The organism is Caulobacter segnis, assembly GCF_023935105.1.
Taxonomy (GTDB): domain Bacteria; phylum Pseudomonadota; class Alphaproteobacteria; order Caulobacterales; family Caulobacteraceae; genus Caulobacter; species Caulobacter segnis_B.
This window is the reverse complement of the sequence record NZ_CP096040.1, coordinates 2,447,987-2,464,408: the sequence shown is the minus strand read 5'-3', so window position 1 is coordinate 2,464,408 and position 16,422 is coordinate 2,447,987. Positions and strand designations below refer to the sequence as shown.

General features: G+C 68.5%; 16 protein-coding genes. 7 read left to right on the top strand and 9 right to left on the bottom strand.

Annotated features, from left to right (window positions below; translation table 11 throughout):
* Positions 1-25 precede the first annotated feature (25 nt).
* Both MZV50_RS11795 and MZV50_RS11790 read left to right on the top strand, forming a co-directional pair.
* A complete protein-coding gene (locus MZV50_RS11795; protein ID WP_252634818.1) occupies positions 26-1,114 on the top strand; it encodes a serine hydrolase domain-containing protein in 1,089 nt (362 codons plus the stop codon).
* A gap of 40 nt (positions 1,115-1,154) precedes the next feature.
* Positions 1,155-1,550, top strand: a complete 396-nt coding sequence (locus MZV50_RS11790) for an NUDIX hydrolase (protein WP_252634817.1) — start codon at positions 1,155-1,157, stop codon at positions 1,548-1,550.
* On the opposite strand, the gene MZV50_RS11785 is transcribed toward MZV50_RS11790, so the two are convergent.
* On the bottom strand, positions 1,547-2,155 hold the full coding sequence (locus tag MZV50_RS11785) for a TetR/AcrR family transcriptional regulator (protein WP_252634815.1): 609 nt from the start codon (positions 2,153-2,155) through the stop codon (positions 1,547-1,549). The genes MZV50_RS11790 and MZV50_RS11785 overlap by 4 nt on opposite strands.
* 72 nt (positions 2,156-2,227) lie before the next feature.
* On the opposite strand from MZV50_RS11785, the gene MZV50_RS11780 reads away from it, so the two are divergent.
* Entirely contained in the window at positions 2,228-3,070 is an 843-nt protein-coding gene (locus tag MZV50_RS11780; protein WP_252634813.1) for a metal-dependent hydrolase, read from the top strand.
* Between the two features lie 63 nt (positions 3,071-3,133).
* On the opposite strand, the gene glyS is transcribed toward MZV50_RS11780, so the two are convergent.
* From glyS to MZV50_RS11760, 4 genes are all read right to left on the bottom strand, one after another.
* Positions 3,134-5,128 carry a glycine--tRNA ligase subunit beta gene (gene glyS, locus MZV50_RS11775; RefSeq protein ID WP_252634811.1) on the bottom strand — a complete coding sequence of 665 codons (1,995 nt, stop codon included), beginning with the start codon at positions 5,126-5,128 and terminating at the stop codon, positions 3,134-3,136.
* Between the two features lie 5 nt (positions 5,129-5,133).
* A complete protein-coding gene (locus MZV50_RS11770) occupies positions 5,134-6,033 on the bottom strand; it encodes a glycine--tRNA ligase subunit alpha (RefSeq protein ID WP_252634810.1) in 900 nt (299 codons plus the stop codon).
* Between the two features lie 141 nt (positions 6,034-6,174).
* The gene (locus MZV50_RS11765) at positions 6,175-7,125 is read right to left on the bottom strand and encodes a fasciclin domain-containing protein (protein WP_252634808.1); all 951 of its coding nucleotides are present in this window, start codon (positions 7,123-7,125) and stop codon (positions 6,175-6,177) included.
* Between the two features lie 85 nt (positions 7,126-7,210).
* A complete protein-coding gene (locus tag MZV50_RS11760) occupies positions 7,211-7,561 on the bottom strand; it encodes a DMT family protein (RefSeq protein WP_252634807.1) in 351 nt (116 codons plus the stop codon).
* 325 nt (positions 7,562-7,886) lie between these two features.
* Here MZV50_RS11760 and MZV50_RS11755 point away from each other — a divergent pair, with 325 nt between their 5' ends.
* From MZV50_RS11755 to MZV50_RS11745, 3 genes are all read left to right on the top strand, one after another.
* Positions 7,887-8,225, top strand: a complete 339-nt coding sequence (locus tag MZV50_RS11755; RefSeq protein WP_004623580.1) for a P-II family nitrogen regulator — start codon at positions 7,887-7,889, stop codon at positions 8,223-8,225.
* A gap of 26 nt (positions 8,226-8,251) precedes the next feature.
* Entirely contained in the window at positions 8,252-9,787 is a 1,536-nt protein-coding gene (locus MZV50_RS11750) for an ammonium transporter (RefSeq protein ID WP_252634805.1), read from the top strand.
* Positions 9,788-9,897: 110 nt separating this feature from the next.
* Entirely contained in the window at positions 9,898-10,356 is a 459-nt protein-coding gene (locus MZV50_RS11745) for an NUDIX domain-containing protein (RefSeq protein WP_252634804.1), read from the top strand.
* Here the strand turns inward: MZV50_RS11745 and MZV50_RS11740 are convergent.
* The 4 genes from MZV50_RS11740 to MZV50_RS11725 form a co-directional block, all read right to left on the bottom strand.
* A complete protein-coding gene (locus MZV50_RS11740; protein WP_252634803.1) occupies positions 10,353-11,000 on the bottom strand; it encodes a peptidylprolyl isomerase in 648 nt (215 codons plus the stop codon). The two genes, MZV50_RS11745 and MZV50_RS11740, sit on opposite strands and share 4 nt — an antisense overlap.
* Positions 11,001-11,010: 10 nt before the next feature.
* Positions 11,011-11,898, bottom strand: a complete 888-nt coding sequence (locus MZV50_RS11735) for a 4-(cytidine 5'-diphospho)-2-C-methyl-D-erythritol kinase (RefSeq protein WP_252634801.1) — start codon at positions 11,896-11,898, stop codon at positions 11,011-11,013.
* 43 nt (positions 11,899-11,941) lie between these two features.
* Positions 11,942-13,672 (bottom strand): tetratricopeptide repeat protein, encoded by a 1,731-nt coding sequence (locus MZV50_RS11730; RefSeq protein ID WP_252634799.1) that lies wholly within the window; start codon positions 13,670-13,672, stop codon positions 11,942-11,944.
* Between the two features lie 85 nt (positions 13,673-13,757).
* Entirely contained in the window at positions 13,758-15,431 is a 1,674-nt protein-coding gene (locus MZV50_RS11725) for an electron transfer flavoprotein-ubiquinone oxidoreductase (RefSeq protein WP_252634798.1), read from the bottom strand.
* A 163-nt stretch (positions 15,432-15,594) separates the two neighbouring features.
* Here MZV50_RS11725 and MZV50_RS11720 point away from each other — a divergent pair, with 163 nt between their 5' ends.
* A complete protein-coding gene (locus MZV50_RS11720) occupies positions 15,595-16,410 on the top strand; it encodes a uracil-DNA glycosylase (protein WP_252634797.1) in 816 nt (271 codons plus the stop codon).
* Positions 16,411-16,422 lie beyond the last annotated feature (12 nt).

Sequence of the window (16,422 nt, the reverse complement as noted above, 5' to 3'; positions counted from 1 at the left end):
CCGAAGGTCTTCCGTGGAGTTCCCCTTGAAAGCCTTCGCGCTCGCCGCCGCTCTCGTCCTGGCCCCGCTCACGGCCACAGCCGCCGACTGGACCACCGCCGCGCCCGCCGCCGAGGGCCTGCCGGCCGCCAAGCTCGAGGCCATGGACGCCGCCATCAAGGCGGGCCAGTTCCAGCAGATCACCAGCGTCCTGGTCGCTCGCCACGGCGCGCTGGTGTTCGAACGGTACTACGACAAGGACGGCCCCGAGGCCCGCCGCAACACCCGCTCCGTCACCAAGACCGTCACCGCCATGCTTGCTGGCGCGGCGCAGGCGCGCGGCGCGCTGCCCAGCCTGAACGCCCCGATCAAGGCTTACCTCAAGGACCGCCCGCCCGCCGCCAATCCCGACCCGCGCAAGGACAAGGTCACGGTCGAGGACCTCTTGACCATGAGCTCCATCGCCGAGTGCGACGACGACAACCAGTACTCGCGCGGCAACGAGGAGCGGATGTACCTGATCGAGGACTGGGTCGGCTTCTACCTGGATCTTCCGGTGCGCGGCTTCCCGGATTGGAGCCCCAGGCCCGAGGCCTCGCCGTACGGCCGCAGCTTCAGCTACTGCACGGCCGGGGTCGTGACCCTGGGCCAGGTCGTCCAGAACGCGGTGAAGAAGCCCCTGCCCGCCTTCGCCGATGACGTCGTGTTCAAGCCGCTCGGCATCGAAGGGCCCAAGTGGCAGATGTCGCCCAGGGGCCTGGCCATGGGCGGCGGCGGCCTTGGCCTGCGCAGCCGTGACCTGCTGAAACTGGGCCAGCTCTACGCCAATGGCGGCCAGTGGGAGGGCAAGCAGGTCCTGCCGGCCGACTTCATCAAGGCCTCGGTCACCCCGCACGCCAACGCCCGCGAGAACACCGACTACGGCTATCTGATCTGGCTGCAGACCTTCCCAGGGTCCGATGGCAAAGGCCACAAGGCCTGGGTGATGAGCGGCACGGGCGGCCAGAAGGTGGCGATCGTGCCGGACCTGGACCTGGTGGCCGTGATCACCACGACCAACTTCAGCGTCCGCCAGCCGCACGCGATCTCGGAGAAACTGCTGGCCGAGCACATCCTGGCGGCGGTCGAGAAGTAAGGTCGCGACTCGAATCTAGGGCTGGGGCTACCCTGCCGGGATGACCCGCGTCCTCGACATCGTCACCGCCGTGATCCGCGACGAAGGCGGCCGCATGCTGCTGGTCCGCAAGCGCGGCACGTCCACCTTCATGAAGCCCGGCGGCAAGCGCGACGGCGATGAGGACGACCTAGCCACCCTGGCCCGCGAGCTGGATGAGGAGCTGGGCTGCCGCCTCGTCCACGCCGAGCTGCTGGGCAACTACGCCGCGCCGGCCGCCAACGAGACCGGGTTCACCGTTCAGTCGGCGACCTATCTGGCCACGGTCGAGGGCGACATCGCCGCGCGGGCCGAGATCGAGGAACTGGCCTGGATCGACCCGGCCGCGCCGGGCGACCTGCGCCTGGCCCCGCTGCTGACCGACAAGGTGCTGCCGGCCTTGCTGGCGCGCGCCTAGCCCTTCGCGCCCAAGGCGGTGATCCGCCCCTGGACCATCTCCAGCGCCAGTTCGCGCGCCCGCTCGGGCGGACGGCCCAGCAGTTCGCTCAGCGTCGGGCCAAACAGGCCCACGCCGATCGCCAGCACGATGTTGACCAGGATGAAGTCGACGATCGTGTCGCGGTCGACGCCGACGTTCTGGGCCAGGCGGGTCTGAACCACTTCGTCGACCACCGCCCGGACCAGGGTCATCCGCCGCCCCTCGCCGGTCAGCTCCAGCCAGGCGGCCAGCCGCGCCGCGCCCTTGGCCTGGAAGGCGTCGAACAGGGCCTGGGCCCCGAAACCCGGCGCGGCTCCCTCGGCGTTGAAGCCGGCGATGATCTTGTCGGCCAGCTGACGGATCATCCGCTCCATCAGCGCCGTCTCGACCCCCGAGATCGAGCCGAAGTGATGGATGACATTGGCGTGGACCACCCCGGCGGCCTTGGCGACGTCGGCCAGCTTGATGGCCTGTGGGCCGTGCTCGACCAGCAGCGCCTCGGCGGCGGCCAGGATGTTCTCGCGCGCGGCTTCGGGCGTGCGGCGGACACGGGTCTTCGGAGGAGCGGAAGGCTCTATTGACATTTTTGTCAGTATAACTCACTTTACGCCCAACAGAGGCTGACCAAGCCCTAAACCGGCGGAGCGCAGAACGCCATGATCGACACAAAGACCACGCCCGGCGACCTCCACGTCGCGCCGCGCGACATCCGTTTCGACCTAGCGGCGGTGCGCGAGGGCCACTGGCTGGGCGGAGACCCGGTCGGCACGGCGGTGTTCAACGCCCTGTCCCTGACCTTCCCCGATGGCGAGCGGCTGTTCATGGACGCGGTCAAGAACTACCGCCACCTGCTGACCGGCAAGCTGCTGGAGGACGCCAAGGGCTTCATCGCCCAGGAGGCGATCCACTCGCGCGAGCATCACCAGCTGAACAGCCTGATCGACCGCGAACGCTATCCGGTCGCCGAGGTCGAGGAGATGGTCCGCGCCCGCGTGAAGCTGGCCCGCGAGCGGGGCAAGATGGCCATGCTGCTGTCGACGATCTCGCTGGAGCACTTCACGGCCATGATGGCCGAGATGCACGCCCGCCATCGCGACCTGTTCGACGAGGCCCCGGCCGGCGTCGAGCAGCTGTGGCGCTGGCACGCCATGGAGGAGACCGAGCACAAGGCCGTGGCCTACGACGTCTTCCTGGAAGCGACCAAGGACTGGTCGCCGCTGCGCCGCTACCGCATGCGCTGCCGGGCGATGGCGTTCGTGACCTTTATGTTCACCCGCAACATCACCCGCTACGCCGCCCGCCTGCTGGAGGCCGACGGCTACGAGCCCAAGGCGGCGCTGAAGGCGGTGACGCGGTACGTCTGGGAAAATCCGGGGATCTTCCGCCGCGGCTGGAAGACCTATTTCGCCTGGTACCGCCCCGGCTTTCACCCGTGGGACCAGGACGACCGAGCCCAGTTCGCCGACTGGAAGGCCGAGTTCGACGCGGCGGTGGCCTAACCTGATCCCGCCTCCCCGGCGAAAGCCGGGGCCCCGGCTTTCGCCGGGGAAATCGGATTGGGGTTACCCCCCGATCAACCCGAAGTCCGCCACCTGCCCCATCGCATCCCGGACCGCCGCCAGGGTCTTGAGGCGGTTGTCGCGGTGCTCGGGCTCGTTGACGAAGACGCCGTCCAGATAGGCGTCGACCGGGCCGCGCAGCTCGGCCAGCTGGGTCATGGCGCCGGTGAAGTCTTCCTTCGCCAGGGCGTCCTTCAGCGGCTTATCCAGCAGGCGCAGCGCGTTGTAGAGACCCACCTCGGCGTCGCTGTCGGCGGTCGGCGCCTGCATCTCGCCTGTCGGCAGGGCGCCCTTCTTCTCCTCGGCCTTGAGGATGTTGGAGGCGCGCTTGTAGCCGGCCAGCAGGTTCTTGCCGTCGTCGGTCTTCAGGAAGCCGTCCAGCGCCTCGACCCGCGCGACGATCCGCGCCAGGTCGTCGTCGCCCAGGGCGAAGACCGCGTCGACGAGGTCGTGGCGCTTGCCCTGGTCACGCAGAGTGACCTTCAGGCGGTCGGCGAAGAAGGCGATCAGGTCGTCCTTGCCGAACTTGGCCAGCGACAGGCGCAGGCCGTTCTCCAGGATGATCCGGATCACGCCCAACGCCGCCCGGCGCAGGGCGTAGGGATCCTTCGAGCCCGTCGGCTTCTCGTCGATCGCAAAGAAGCCGACCAGCGTGTCCAGCTTGTCCGCCAACGCCACCGCCACGCTGACCGGCGCGGTCGGCACCGCATCCGAAGGGCCCTGCGGCTTGTAGTGATCGCGGACGGCGTCGGCGATCTCGTGATCCAGACCGAACGTCCGGGCGTAGTAGCCGCCCATGATCCCTTGCAGCTCCGGGAACTCGCCGACCATCTGCGAGGCCAGGTCTGCCTTGGCCAGGCGCGCGGCTTCCTTCGCCTTGGCGACATCGGCGCCGACCAGCGGGGCGATCTCGGCCGCCAGGGCGACGATGCGCTCGACGCGCTGGGCCATCGTCCCGAGCTTGGCGTGGAAGGTGACGCCGTTCAGTTTCTCAAGCCACGGCTCGAACCCGACCTTGACGTCCTCGTCCCAGAAGAAGCGGGCGTCGGACAGGCGCGAGGACAGTACCTTGGCGTTGCCCGCCGCGATGACCGCGCCGCCGTCGGCCGCCTGGATGTTGGCGATGGTGATGAAGTGCGGGGCCAGGCCCTCTTCGCCGGCCTTGCGGACGGCGAAGTACTTCTGGTGCGTGCGCATCGAGGTGCGGATCACTTCGGGCGGCAGGCTGAGGAACACCGGATCCATGTCGCCCAGCACCGGGGTCGGCCATTCGGCCAGGCCGGCGACTTCGTCCAGCAGGCCCTGGTCCTCGACCAATTCCAGGTGACGCGCGAAGCACAGGGTCTTGCAGCCCTCGAGGATGCGTTCCTTGCGCTCCTCGACGTCGAGCACGACGAAGTGGGCTTCCAGGCCCGCGACATACTCGTCGAAGTCCTTGGCCGTGAACGGCTTGGCCTCGCCCATGAAGCGGTGGCCTTCGGTGACGTCGCCGCTCGGGATGCCCTCGATGGCGAACGGCACGACCTCGCGGTCCAGCACGCACAGGATCCGCTTCAGCGGACGCACCCAGCGCAGCTTCTTGGTCCCCCAGATCATCGACTTGGGCCACGGGAATCCGCGGACGATGGCCTCGACCATCTCGGCGACGATCTCCGGCGTCGGACGGCCCTTCTTCTCGATGAAGGCCATGTAGACGCCGTCGCGCTCGACCAGTTGGTCCTGGGTCAGGCCGGCCTTGCGCAGGAAGCCTTCCATGGCTTGCGGCGGGGCGCCGACGCGCGGGCCCTTCAGCTCTTCCTTGCGGTCGGGCTGGGCCAGCGGCAGGCCTTCGGCCACCAGCGTCAGGCGGCGCGGGCCGGCGAAGGTCTTCAGGGCCTCGGGCAGGAAGCCGGCGGCGGCCAGGTGCTCGCGCGCCATGCGCTCCAGGTCCTTGGCGGCCTGGGCCTGCATGCGAGCGGGGATCTCTTCCGAGAACAGTTCGAGGAGAAGTTGGGGCATCTAACTTACGCGGCTTCCTGCTGCTCGACCCAGGCGCTGGCGCACATCTTACAGAGGTCGCGGATGCGGCCGATGTAGCTGGCGCGCTCGGCGACGGCGATCGCGCCGCGGGCGTTCATCAGGTTGAAGAGGTGGCTGGCTTTCAGGACCATGTCGTAGGCGGGCAGCACCAGGGCCTTGTCCTGGTACGAGCGGGCCAGCATCAGCGGGACCTGCTCTTCCATCTGCTCGAACTGCTGCTTGAGCACCGCGACGTCGTAGCCGTGAAAGTTGGCTTCCGACTGCTGGCGCTCGTTCTCCAGGAACACGTCGCCATAGGTCGTGGCGCCCAGCGGCGAGTCCGGGTCGTTGAACGGCAGGTCGTAGACGTTGTCGACGCCGAACACGTACATGGCCAGACGTTCCAGGCCGTAGGTCAGCTCGCCGGCCACCGGCGAGACGTCCAGGCCGCCCACCTGCTGGAAGTAGGTGTACTGGCTGACTTCCATGCCGTCGCACCAGACTTCCCAGCCCAGGCCCCAGGCGCCGACGGTCGGGTTCTCCCAGTCGTCCTCGACGAAGCGGATGTCGTGGGTGCGCAGGTCCAGGCCGATCGCTTCCAGCGAACCCAGGTACAGGTCCTGCATGTTCTCGGGGTTCGGCTTCAGGATCACCTGATACTGGTAATAGTGCTGCAGGCGGTTGGGGTTCTCGCCATAGCGGCCGTCGCCCGGACGGCGCGAGGGCTGCACATAGGCCGCGTTCCAGGGCTTGGGGCCTAGGGCGCGCAGCACCGTGGCCGGGTGCAGGGTCCCCGCCCCCACTTCCACGTCATGCGGTTGCAGGATGATGCAACCCTGCCGGCTCCAATAGTCATGGAGCGTCAGGATCAGGCTTTGGAAGGACTTGGGTTTTTCGCGCGACATCAATCGAAGCAGGCCTAGAAAAAAGTCGGCGGACCATAAGGCCCGCCGACTGCTGCTTCAAGCGATGTCCGGAGCGCGTCAGGCGAAAGTGTAAGCGGTTTCGCCGCCCGACGCGCGCCCAACAGGAAAGCCTTGGAAGGCTTAGTTGCCCTTGGGCGTGGTGCGCTTGCCCGCGTTCGACATCGGCGCGCCATACTTGGCGCGGTTGGCCTTGGTGTCGGCGACCGGGCCGTTGGAGACGACATTCGCGTCGCCGGCCTTCAGCGAGGCCTGGGCGTCAGGCGATTGCGACGACACCGGAACCACGCCCGAGCTGTCGACGCCAGCGGCCGGGGCGGCCGGGGCGGCGGCCGGATCGGCGGCCATGTCGGTCGCGGCAGCCGGCGCGGCCGTGGTCGTCTGGGCCGACGGCGTGCTGGAATCGGCCGGCATGGTCTGGTCGGCCGGGGCGGCCGGAGCCATCTGCTCGTTGGCCGCCACGTTCATGGTCGCGCCCGCATCGGTCGCCGCCGGCGCGGCCGAGGCCTGCAGGCCCGGCACGTCCTTAGGCAGCAGGACCTTGTCGACCACATGCAGCACGCCGTTCGTGGCGATCACGTCGGTCTGCAGGATGTTGGCGTCGTCGACCTTGGGCTGGGCGCCGCTGCCGTCCAGCAGCAGGGGCGAGCCCTCGACGCTCTTCACCTCACCCTTGGCGCCCTTGATCTTGGTCGAGTCCACCTTGGCGTTGATCAGGTGATAGGTCAGCACCTTCTGCAGAAGCGGCCCGTTCTCGGGCAGCATCAGCTTGTCCAGCTCGCCGGCCGGCAGGGCCGCGAAGGCCGCGTCGGTCGGGGCGAACAGGGTCAGGTTCTGATTGGTCTTCAGGACGCTGGTGAGGTTCACGGCCGAAACGGCTTTCAGGAAGGTCGTGAACTGGCCCGAGGCCGTGGCGGTGTCGATCAGGTCGCCCTTGGCCACGACGGGCGAAGCGGCGGCCGGCGCCTGCGCGGCGGGCGCCGGAGCGGCGGCCGGGCTGGACGTTTGAGCGTGGGCGGCGCCGGCCAGCAGCGCGATGGCGGCGGCGGCGGTCAGAAGACGATGAGTGGTCATGGTTGAGTTCCTCTCGGTTCGAGCGGTGTACGCCCGGACCGGGGAGTCGGTTCCATGATCACAGGCTCGTGATCATGGATAAGCTTCACCGAAAATAGAAGACGACCGCGACGCCGGAGACGATCAGCGCGAACCCAGCGATGGTCGACAGCTTGATCGCCTCGCCGAGGTAGAAATACGAGAACAGGGTGAAGACCAGCAAGGTGATCATCTCCTGCCCGACCTTCAACTCGGCTGTCGAATATATGTTGTGGCCGATGCGATTGGCCGGAACGGCCAGCATGTACTCGGGAAGCGCGATCAACCAGCTGGACAGGATCGCCACCGGCAGCGCCATCGGCTTGCCCTTCAAGTGACCGTACCAGGCGAAGGTCATGAAGACGTTGGACATCACCAGCAGCGCCCAGGGCGCGATCTTCATGACGAGGGGCGGCATTGGGTTGGCTCCGAAGCGGGGCGATAGGATTCCCGCAGCCTAAGACAAGGTCCCCCCAGCGCGCCACTACCGTCCCGTGGGTCAAAATCGCCGGTTTCTGACGCAATCGAAGCGCCGAGCGCACGCTTTTTAGGCGCCTTGCCTATTTCGTTTCCAAAACCTTGCACCCGGGGCCCGTCATGGAACCGTCGCCGATAGCGTGGCCGCGCCGGGGAAACGATGCAGCGCGTGATGGCGGCGTCGGCGGTGATCACATCGGGGGCGGGTTTCGCTTTCGACCAACCAAGCAAAGCAAGCCCGCGCGCAGCGGGTCGGAGCAAGGCGGATGAAACTGATCATAGCGGTCGTCAAACCCTTCAAGCTGGACGAGGTGCGCGAAGCGCTCGTCGCCGCCGGCGTCGAAGGTCTGACGGTGTCGGAAGTGAAGGGCTACGGACGCCAGAAGGGCCAGACCGAGATCTACCGGGGCGCCGAGTACCAGGTGAATTTCGTGCCCAAAGTGAAGCTCGAAGCGGTCGTGGACGATGCGTCCGCCGCCAAGGCCGTCGAGGCGGTCAAGGCCGCCGCGGCCACCGGCAAGATCGGTGACGGCAAGATCTTCGTCCTCAATGTCGAGGAAGCCGTCCGCATCCGCACCGGCGAAACCGGTTCGGCCGCTCTGTAACGCATCGGGAAAAGGGGATACCGACGATGAAACTCACCTTTAAACCGCTGGCCGGGCTCTTGCTCGCCGCGACCATCGCGGGGGCTCCGCTGGGAGCGACCGCCTTCGCTCAGGAAGCCGCGCCCGCCCCGGCCGCCGCCGCTGCCGCGCCCGCCGAGGCCGCGCCGGCTCCGGCCGCCACGCCCGCGCCCGCGCCCGCCGCCGCTCCGGCGCCCGCCATCGTCGACAAGAACGACAAGGGCGACAACGCGTGGATGCTGACCTCCTCGCTGCTGGTCCTGCTGATGATCCTGCCGGGCCTGGCCCTGTTCTACGGCGGCCTGGTACGCGCCAAGAACATGCTGTCGGTCATGATGCAGGTCTCGACCGTCGCCCTGATCGGCTTTGTCGCCTGGGTGCTATGGGGCTACAGCTTCGCCTTCACCGACGGCGGCGGCCTCGACACCTTCGTCGGCGGCTTCAGCCGTCTGTTCCTGAAGGACGTGACCCCGGCCAGCAACGTCGCGACGTTCTCGACCGGCGTGGTGATCCCCGAGTTCACCTTCGTCTCGTTCCAGTCGACCTTCGCGGCCATCACCGCCGCCCTGGTGGTCGGTTCGCTGGTCGAGCGCATGAAGTTCGCCGCCATCGTCGCCTTCGCCGTCCTGTGGCCGCTGCTGTCGTACTATCCGATGGCCCACATGGTCTGGTGGTGGCCGGGTCCCGACGCGATCGCCACGGCGCCGACCGCGGCCGTCAAGTCGGGCCTGATCTGGGGCTTCGGCGCCCTGGACTTCGCCGGTGGCACCGTCGTCCACATCAATGCGGGTATCGCGGCCCTGGTCGGCGCCCTGGTCCTGGGCAAGCGCCAAGGCTTCGGCAAGGAGCCGATGCCCCCGCACTCGCTGACCCTGACCCTCGTCGGCGCCGGTCTGCTGTGGGTGGGCTGGTTCGGCTTCAACGCCGGCTCGAACCTGGAATCGAACGGCTACGCCTCGCTGGCCATGATCAACACCTTCGTCGCCACCGCCGCCGCCGGCCTGTCGTGGATCATCGTCGAATGGGCCACCCGCGGTAAGCCGTCGGCCCTGGGCCTGGCCTCGGGCATCGTCGCCGGCCTGGTCGCCGTCACCCCGGCCGCCGGTTTCGCCGGTCCGATGGGCTCGGTGATCCTGGGCCTGGTCGTCTCGCCGATCTGCATCTTCTTCTGCTCGGTCGTGAAGAACGCCTTCAAATACGACGACAGCCTGGACGCCTTCGGCATCCACGGCATCGGCGGCATCGTCGGCGCCATCGGCACCGGCCTGCTGGTCAACCCCGCCTGGGGCGGCGCCGGCATCGTCGACTACACGAGCTGCGCCAAGGACGGCGACATCTCGACCTGCGACAACGCCGTCTACAACCTGGGTACGCAAGTGCTGGCCCAGCTGAAGGGCGTCTGCGTCACGGTCGTCTGGTCGCTGGTCGCCTCGCTGATCGTGTTCTTCGTGATCAAGCTGATCATCGGCCTGAAGGCGTCGCCGGAAGCCGAGGAAGAAGGCCTGGACATCTCGGAACACGGCGAACGCGCCTACCACAGCTAAGGCTGGCGTAGCGCTTCACCCAAGGCCGAAGGGCGCGGAGAGCGATCTCCGCGCCCTTTCTCTTTGCGACTCTCCTTGCCGGCTTTCGAGAGCAGCTCCATGGTCCCGCCATGGATCCCGCCGCCCCCTTGCGAAAGCAACGCGCCGCGCGGGTCGTGCTGCTCGACGAGAACGACCGAGCGCTATTGATCCGTTTCGAGATCACAAGACGGAACGGCGGCTTCACATTCTGGGCGACGCCCGGCGGCGGGCTGGAGGCAGATGAGGATCCACTCACGGCGGCGCGGCGCGAACTATTGGAAGAGCTCGGGCTCGACCTCGTGCTGACCGGTCCAATCCACGAGGCCCGCGCGGTCTTCGAGCACGAGGGCGCGCCGCTGGAGAACACCGACATCTTTTTCCTGGCCCGTTGCGAGGCGTCCGCGCCGCGGCTCATCGGGCTGGACGAGGCCGAGCGCCAGGTGATGTGCGCCATCCGCTGGTGGACCGCCGACGAGATCGCCGCGAGCAATGAGGCGATCTTCCCGCCCGATCTGGCCGAACTGATCCGTCGCGTCGGCCGGATCTAGATCCGCCGCGCCGTCGTGATCGGCACGACGGGCAGCAGCATCTGTCCCTTCATCACCGGATTGGTCGCCTCGCCGGGCGTGGGCAGGTTCAGGATCTTGCGGACGATCTCCATGCCCTTGATCACCTGACCGAAGGCGGCGAAGCCCAGGTTGTCGCCCCCATCGGCGGGATTGGCGGCCGGATTGGCGTCCAGGTACGGCGCCTCGCCCACGCAGACGAAGAAGTCGCTGTCGCCCGTGCCCGGCGCCTTGCGGGCCAGCGACACCGTGCCGTCGACATGGCGCAGGCCCGTCTGGGTCGTCGGCTCGTGGGCCACGGGCTTGAGCACCTTCGTGGGATCACCTTGCAAGCCGCCCTCGATCAGGCCGTAGTCGACCGAACTGGGGGCCTTGGCCGCGCGCCAGAAGCTGGCGCCGTCGTAGAGCTTCTGATCGACATACTGCAGGAAGTTGGCCGTGGTCAGCGGGGCCTGCCTGGCCTTCAGGGCGATGATGATCGCGCCCAGGCTGGTGTCCAGGCTGACCAGGACGTCGCCCGGTCCGGGCACGATCGGCGTCGGCGGCAGGTTCAGCACCTGGGCTGAGGCGACGCCCGGCGCGGCGGCCAGCCCACCAAGGGCGGCGAGAACGTCACGGCGCTTCATTCGTAGCTCCTCAGCTCAGGCGGCAGCGCCGCACCCACCAGTCCGGCCGTATCGCCTGCAGGCGCTCGGCCAGGGTCTCGGCCTCGATGTCGCCGGCGCAGAGGGCGAAGCAGGTCGCCCCCGAGCCCGACATGCGGACCAGCAGACTTTCGGGCTCCTCGCGCAGAACGTCCAGCACCTCGCCGATGCGGGGCTCCAGGGCGACGGCGGGGGCTTCAAGATCGTTGCGCGTGGCGACGGCCAACCAGGCGGCGAGCTCCTCGGCGCTCTCCAGATCGGCGGGCAGGAACGGCCGCTCGGCCCCGTCCGGATGCACGGCCGCGTCATAGGCGCGATAGACCGCGCCCGTGGGCGACGGCGCGCCGGGATTGACCAGCACGGCGTTCAGGTCGGGCAGCTTCGGCGCTGACGACAGGATCTCCCCTCGCCCCTCGGCCATCAGGGCCGTGGCCCGCAGGCAGGCCGCGCCGTCCGCGCCCAAACTGGCGGCCAGCGGCTCCAGGTCGTCGTCGGAGAGCTCGGGGGCCAGGGCGTCGCGCAGCAGCTTGAGGGCCGCGCCGGCGTCGCTGGAGCCGCCGCCCAGGCCCGCCGCGATCGGCAGGCGCTTGTCCAGGATCAGGCGGTATGGTGGGACCGGCCCGGCCAACTTGACGTGAAAGGCCCTGGCCGCGCGAACCACCAGATTGTCGCCGTCGACCGGGATTGCGGCCCCGAACGGCCCGCACGTCTCGAAGGCCGGCGCGTCGTTAGGCTGGATCGCGATCTGGTCGCCGACGTCGGCGAACACCATCAGGCTGGCGATCGGGTGATAGCCCTCGGCGTCCGGCCCGCCCACGTGCAGGAACAGATTGACCTTGGCGGGTGCGAAAGCGGCCAGGGTGGCGAGGGGCAGCCGCATGATCTCTCGGACTCAGCTGGGACGACGGATCAACGCCGATAGCTCAGTTGTGCGCCACCGTCGACTTGGTCGCCGCCCCCATCACGCCCAGGCCATCCTTCAGCTTGGCCTCGGCCTCGGCCTTCTGCTTGTCGTCGGGCTCCAGGCTCAGCACCCGCTGCCACTGGAAGCGGGCCTCGGTGGCGCGACCCACCTTCCAGTAGGCGTCGCCCAGATGGCCGTTCACGTCCGGATCGCCCGGCTCCATCTCGACGGCCGCCTCCAGCTTCTCGACGGCGGTCTTGTAGTCGCCCAGGCGGTAATAGGCCCAGCCCAGCGAGTCGAGCATGGCGCCCGACTGCGGGCGGGCGGCGACGGCCTTCTGGACCATGCCCATCGCATCGGCCAGGTGCTCGTTGCGGTCGATCCAGCTGTAGCCCAGGAAGTTCAGCAGCTCGGGCTCGTCCGGATTGATCTTCAGCGCCGCCTGCAGGTCACGCTCGGCCTCGGGCCAGCGCTTGGCCTGTTCCAGCGCCACGGCGCGCAGATACAGCAGCCGCCAGTCGGGCGAGGCGCTCTCGCGCGCGATGATCGGGTCCAGCACGGCCACGGACTCGTTCCACTGCCCGCCCGCGCGCAGCAGGTCGGCCAGGGCCACGGCGGCGTCGCGATCGTTCGGAACGGCGATCGCGGTGGCGCGCGCCACCTCCAGCGCCTTGGCCTTGTCGCCGATGTCGTTCCACGCCCAGGCCGTCTTGCTCTGGGCCGAAGCGTAGTGCGGCGAGCCCGGCGCGACATGCGCATAGGCCTCGATGGCGCCCTGCGGGTCCTGGTTCTGGTTCAGCAAGTCACCGACCAGCACCCAGGCCTCGTCGCGGGCCGGATCCAGGCGCAGGGCCAGGCGCAGATAGGCCAGGGCGAACTGGGTCTGGCGCTCGCCGGCGAAGGTCGCGGCGCAGGCCACCAGGCCCTCGGCCGCCCCCTGGCGGACGGTCGGCAGCGGCGGCGGCGCGCCCTTGGCGGCGGCCCGGGCTCGGGCCTTCAGCAGGCCCTGGTCGGCAGGCGCGGCCCGCAAGGCCGTGTCGTACAGCGCCACGGCGTCAGCGTGGCGCTTGCGACGCTCCAGGAAGCCGCCGTAGTCCAGGGTGAAGATGCTGGCCGTCGCGGCGCTGGCGGTCAGGGCCTTGTAGTCGGTCTCGGCCTCGTCATAGCGCTTGGCCCGCTCGAACAGGCGCGCCTGGCCCTGCTGGCCGAAGAACTGGACCAGCTTGTCGTTGCGCAGGGTTGGCTGGACGATCGCGCCCTCGCGGTCCCCGGCGGCGGCAGCGGCCCAGGGCGCCAGCAGCGCGGCGGCCTGCTGGTGCGGGAAGCCGGGCGGCTCGGCCTTCAGCAGGGCCTGGGCGTCCTTGCCCTTGCCGATCGCGATGGACTCGACGACGCGGGTCAGCACGCCCAGGCGCTTGACCGCTTCGGTCGCATCCGGATCGGTCGGCGCGGCGGCGGCGGCGCGGCTGATCTCGCCGGCCAACAGCAAAGCGGTGAACGAGCGCTCCTGGATCAGGCCCGGATCGTCGCCCAGCACGGCGGCCGTGCCGAAATAGCCGGCGGCCTCCTTAGACTTGCCGTCGCGCAGAGCCGCCTGGCCGGCCAGGAACTGGCCGTAGGATGTGCGGGTGTCGAACATCGCCGAACTGGCGTTGACCGGCCCGCGCATCGTGATCTGGCTGGGCGCGGTCGAACAGGCGGCCAGGGCGGAAACCGAAACACAGGCGAGGAGGACTTGGATACGCGTCATCCGGCCACCCTCGGCGGTTTCCCCTTGGTCCGCAAGAAAAAGCCTCCCGGCAGCGGCCGGGAGGCTCTCATCTCCACATGCATCCCTACATGTTCGGATAGTTCGGTCCGCCGCCGCCTTCCGGCGTGGTCCAGACGATGTTCTGCGACGGGTCCTTGATATCGCAGGTTTTGCAGTGGACGCAGTTCTGGGCGTTGATCTGGAAGCGCGGATCCTGGCCCTGCTCGTTGTAGAGCACCTCGTAGACCCCGGCCGGGCAGTAGAGACGCGCCGGCTCGCCGTACTTGGGCAGGTTGACCGCGATCGGGATCGACGGGTCCTTCAGCTTCAGGTGGGCCGGTTGGTCTTCCTCGTGGTTGGTGGCCGACAGGAACACGCTGGACAGCTTGTCGAAGCTGATCACGCCGTCGGGCTTGGGATAGACGATCGGCTGGAAGTCCTTGGCCAGGCCAGTCGAGGCCGCGTCGGTCTTCTCGTGCTTCATGGTGCCGAAGAACGAGAAGCCGCCGAACAGGTGCGTGCACCACATGTCGAACATGCTGACCGCGCCGCCCAGGGCGGTGCCGAACTTGCCCAGCATCGGCTTGGCGTTGCGGACGACCTTCAGCTCCTTGGCCACCCACGAGGTGTCGTAGGCGGTCTGGTAGGCGGTCAGCTCGTCGCTGGTCCGGCCGGCCTGGACGGCCTCATAGGCGGCCTCGGCGGCCATCATGCCGGTCTTGACCGCGTTGTGGCTGCCCTTGATGCGCGGCACGTTGACGAAGCCGGCCGAGCAGCCGATCAGCGCCCCCCCTGGGAAGGTCAGCTTCGGCACCGACTGGTAGCCGCCCTCGGTGATGGCCCGCGCGCCATAGGCGATGCGCTTGCCGCCTTCCAGGTGGGGACGGATGGCCGGGTGCTGCTTGAAACGCTGGAACTCGTCGAATGGGGAGAGCCAGGGGTTCTTGTAGTTCAGGTGCACGACGTAGCCGATGGACACGTAGTTGTCCCCGAAGTGGTACATGAAGCTGCCGCCGCCGGTCTGGTTATCCAGCGGCCAGCCCGTCGTATGCTCGGCCAGGCCCGGCTGGTGCTGCTCGGGCGGGACCTGCCACAGCTCCTTGATGCCGATGCCGTACTTCTGGGGCGACTTGCCCTCGTCCAGCTTGAACTTGGCGATCAGCTGCTTGGCCAGCGAGCCGCGCACGCCCTCGGCGATGAACACATACTTGCCGTGCAGCTCCATGCCCGGCTGGAAATCCGGCTTGTGGTGGCCGTCCTTGGCGATGCCGACGACGCCGACCACGACGCCCTTGACCGAACCGTCCGCGTTCCAGACCAGGTCGGAAGCCGCGAAGCCCGGATAGATCTCGACGCCCAGTTCCTCGGCCTTGCCGGCCAGCCAGCGGGTCAGGTTGCCCAGCGAGGCGATGTAGCAGCCGTGGTTGTGCATGAACGGCGGCATGGCGAACATCGGCAGGCTGAGCTCGCCCTGCGGACCCAGCAGCTTGAAGCGGTCCTTGGTGACCGGCGTCTCCAGCGGCGCGCCTAGCTCCTTCCAGTCCGGGAACAGCTCGGCCAGGCCCTTGGGATCGATCACCGCGCCCGACAGGATGTGGGCGCCGACTTCAGAGCCCTTTTCCAGCAGGGCCACCGAAATCTCGGTCCCGGCCTTGGCGGCCAGCTGCTTCAGGCGGATCGCCGCCGAGAGGCCCGCGGGACCGCCGCCGACGATGACGACGTCGTATTCCATCGACTCGCGTTCGAGGTCTTCGCTCATGGGGTCTCCCGGGGCCCAACGGTCGCCTTCCACGGCGCCCGTCTTATGACTGTTTGAATCACAGCTTATCCGAACGTGACGCAGTGGCGGTCAAGCGTCTGATCTCGCTTTTTTGCTGCGACGCAGCGTGGAGAAGGACGACATTCCGCGCTAAGACCGTCTCATGAGCCTCGCCGTCGATCAACGCGCCGTCGAAAGCCTGCTGGCCTTCTGGGCCGACGCGGGCGTCGAGGCTTCGTACGCGGACGCTCCGATCGACCGCCTGGCCGAGGGCGCGGCGATGCTGCGCGCCAAGAGCCAGCCACCGCCCGCGCCGGTTCCGATCGCCCGCCCGGCGGCGACTCGCGGTCCGGACGTCGGCTCGGCCGTCGCCATGGCCAAGGCCGCCGCGGCCGCCTGCCACGACCTGGAAAGCCTGGCCGCCGCCATCGCCGCCTTCGACGGCTGTCCGCTGAAGACGCAAGGCGCCAAGCAGGCCGTGTTCTCGCGGGGCGTCGGCGACGCGCCCCTGATGATCATCGGCGAAGGCCCCGGCGCGGACGAGGACGCGCAGGGCCAACCGTTCGTCGGTCGGGCCGGCAAGCTGCTGGACCGCATGCTGAAGGCGGCGGGCCTGGAAGGCCGCGTCTTCATCACCAACACCGTCTTCTGGCGCCCGCCCGGCAACCGCACGCCAACGCCGCAGGAGCAGGCGACCTGCGCGCCCTTCGTCGAGCGCGCCATCGCCCTGGTGAAGCCCAAGATGCTGATGCTGGCCGGCGGCGCTTCGGCCAAGTCGATCCTGAAGCGCGAGGAGGGCATCCTGTCGATGCGCGGTCGCTGGTTTGAATGGATCTCGGACGACGGTTCGATCGAGCTGCCGGCCATGCCGACCCTGCACCCGGCCTTCCTGCTGCGCACGCCCGCGCAGAAGAAGAAGGCCTGGCAGGACCTTTTGACCCTGACCGAACGACTTGATCGTCCGGACCGCCCGCATTAGAAGTTCGCCCAC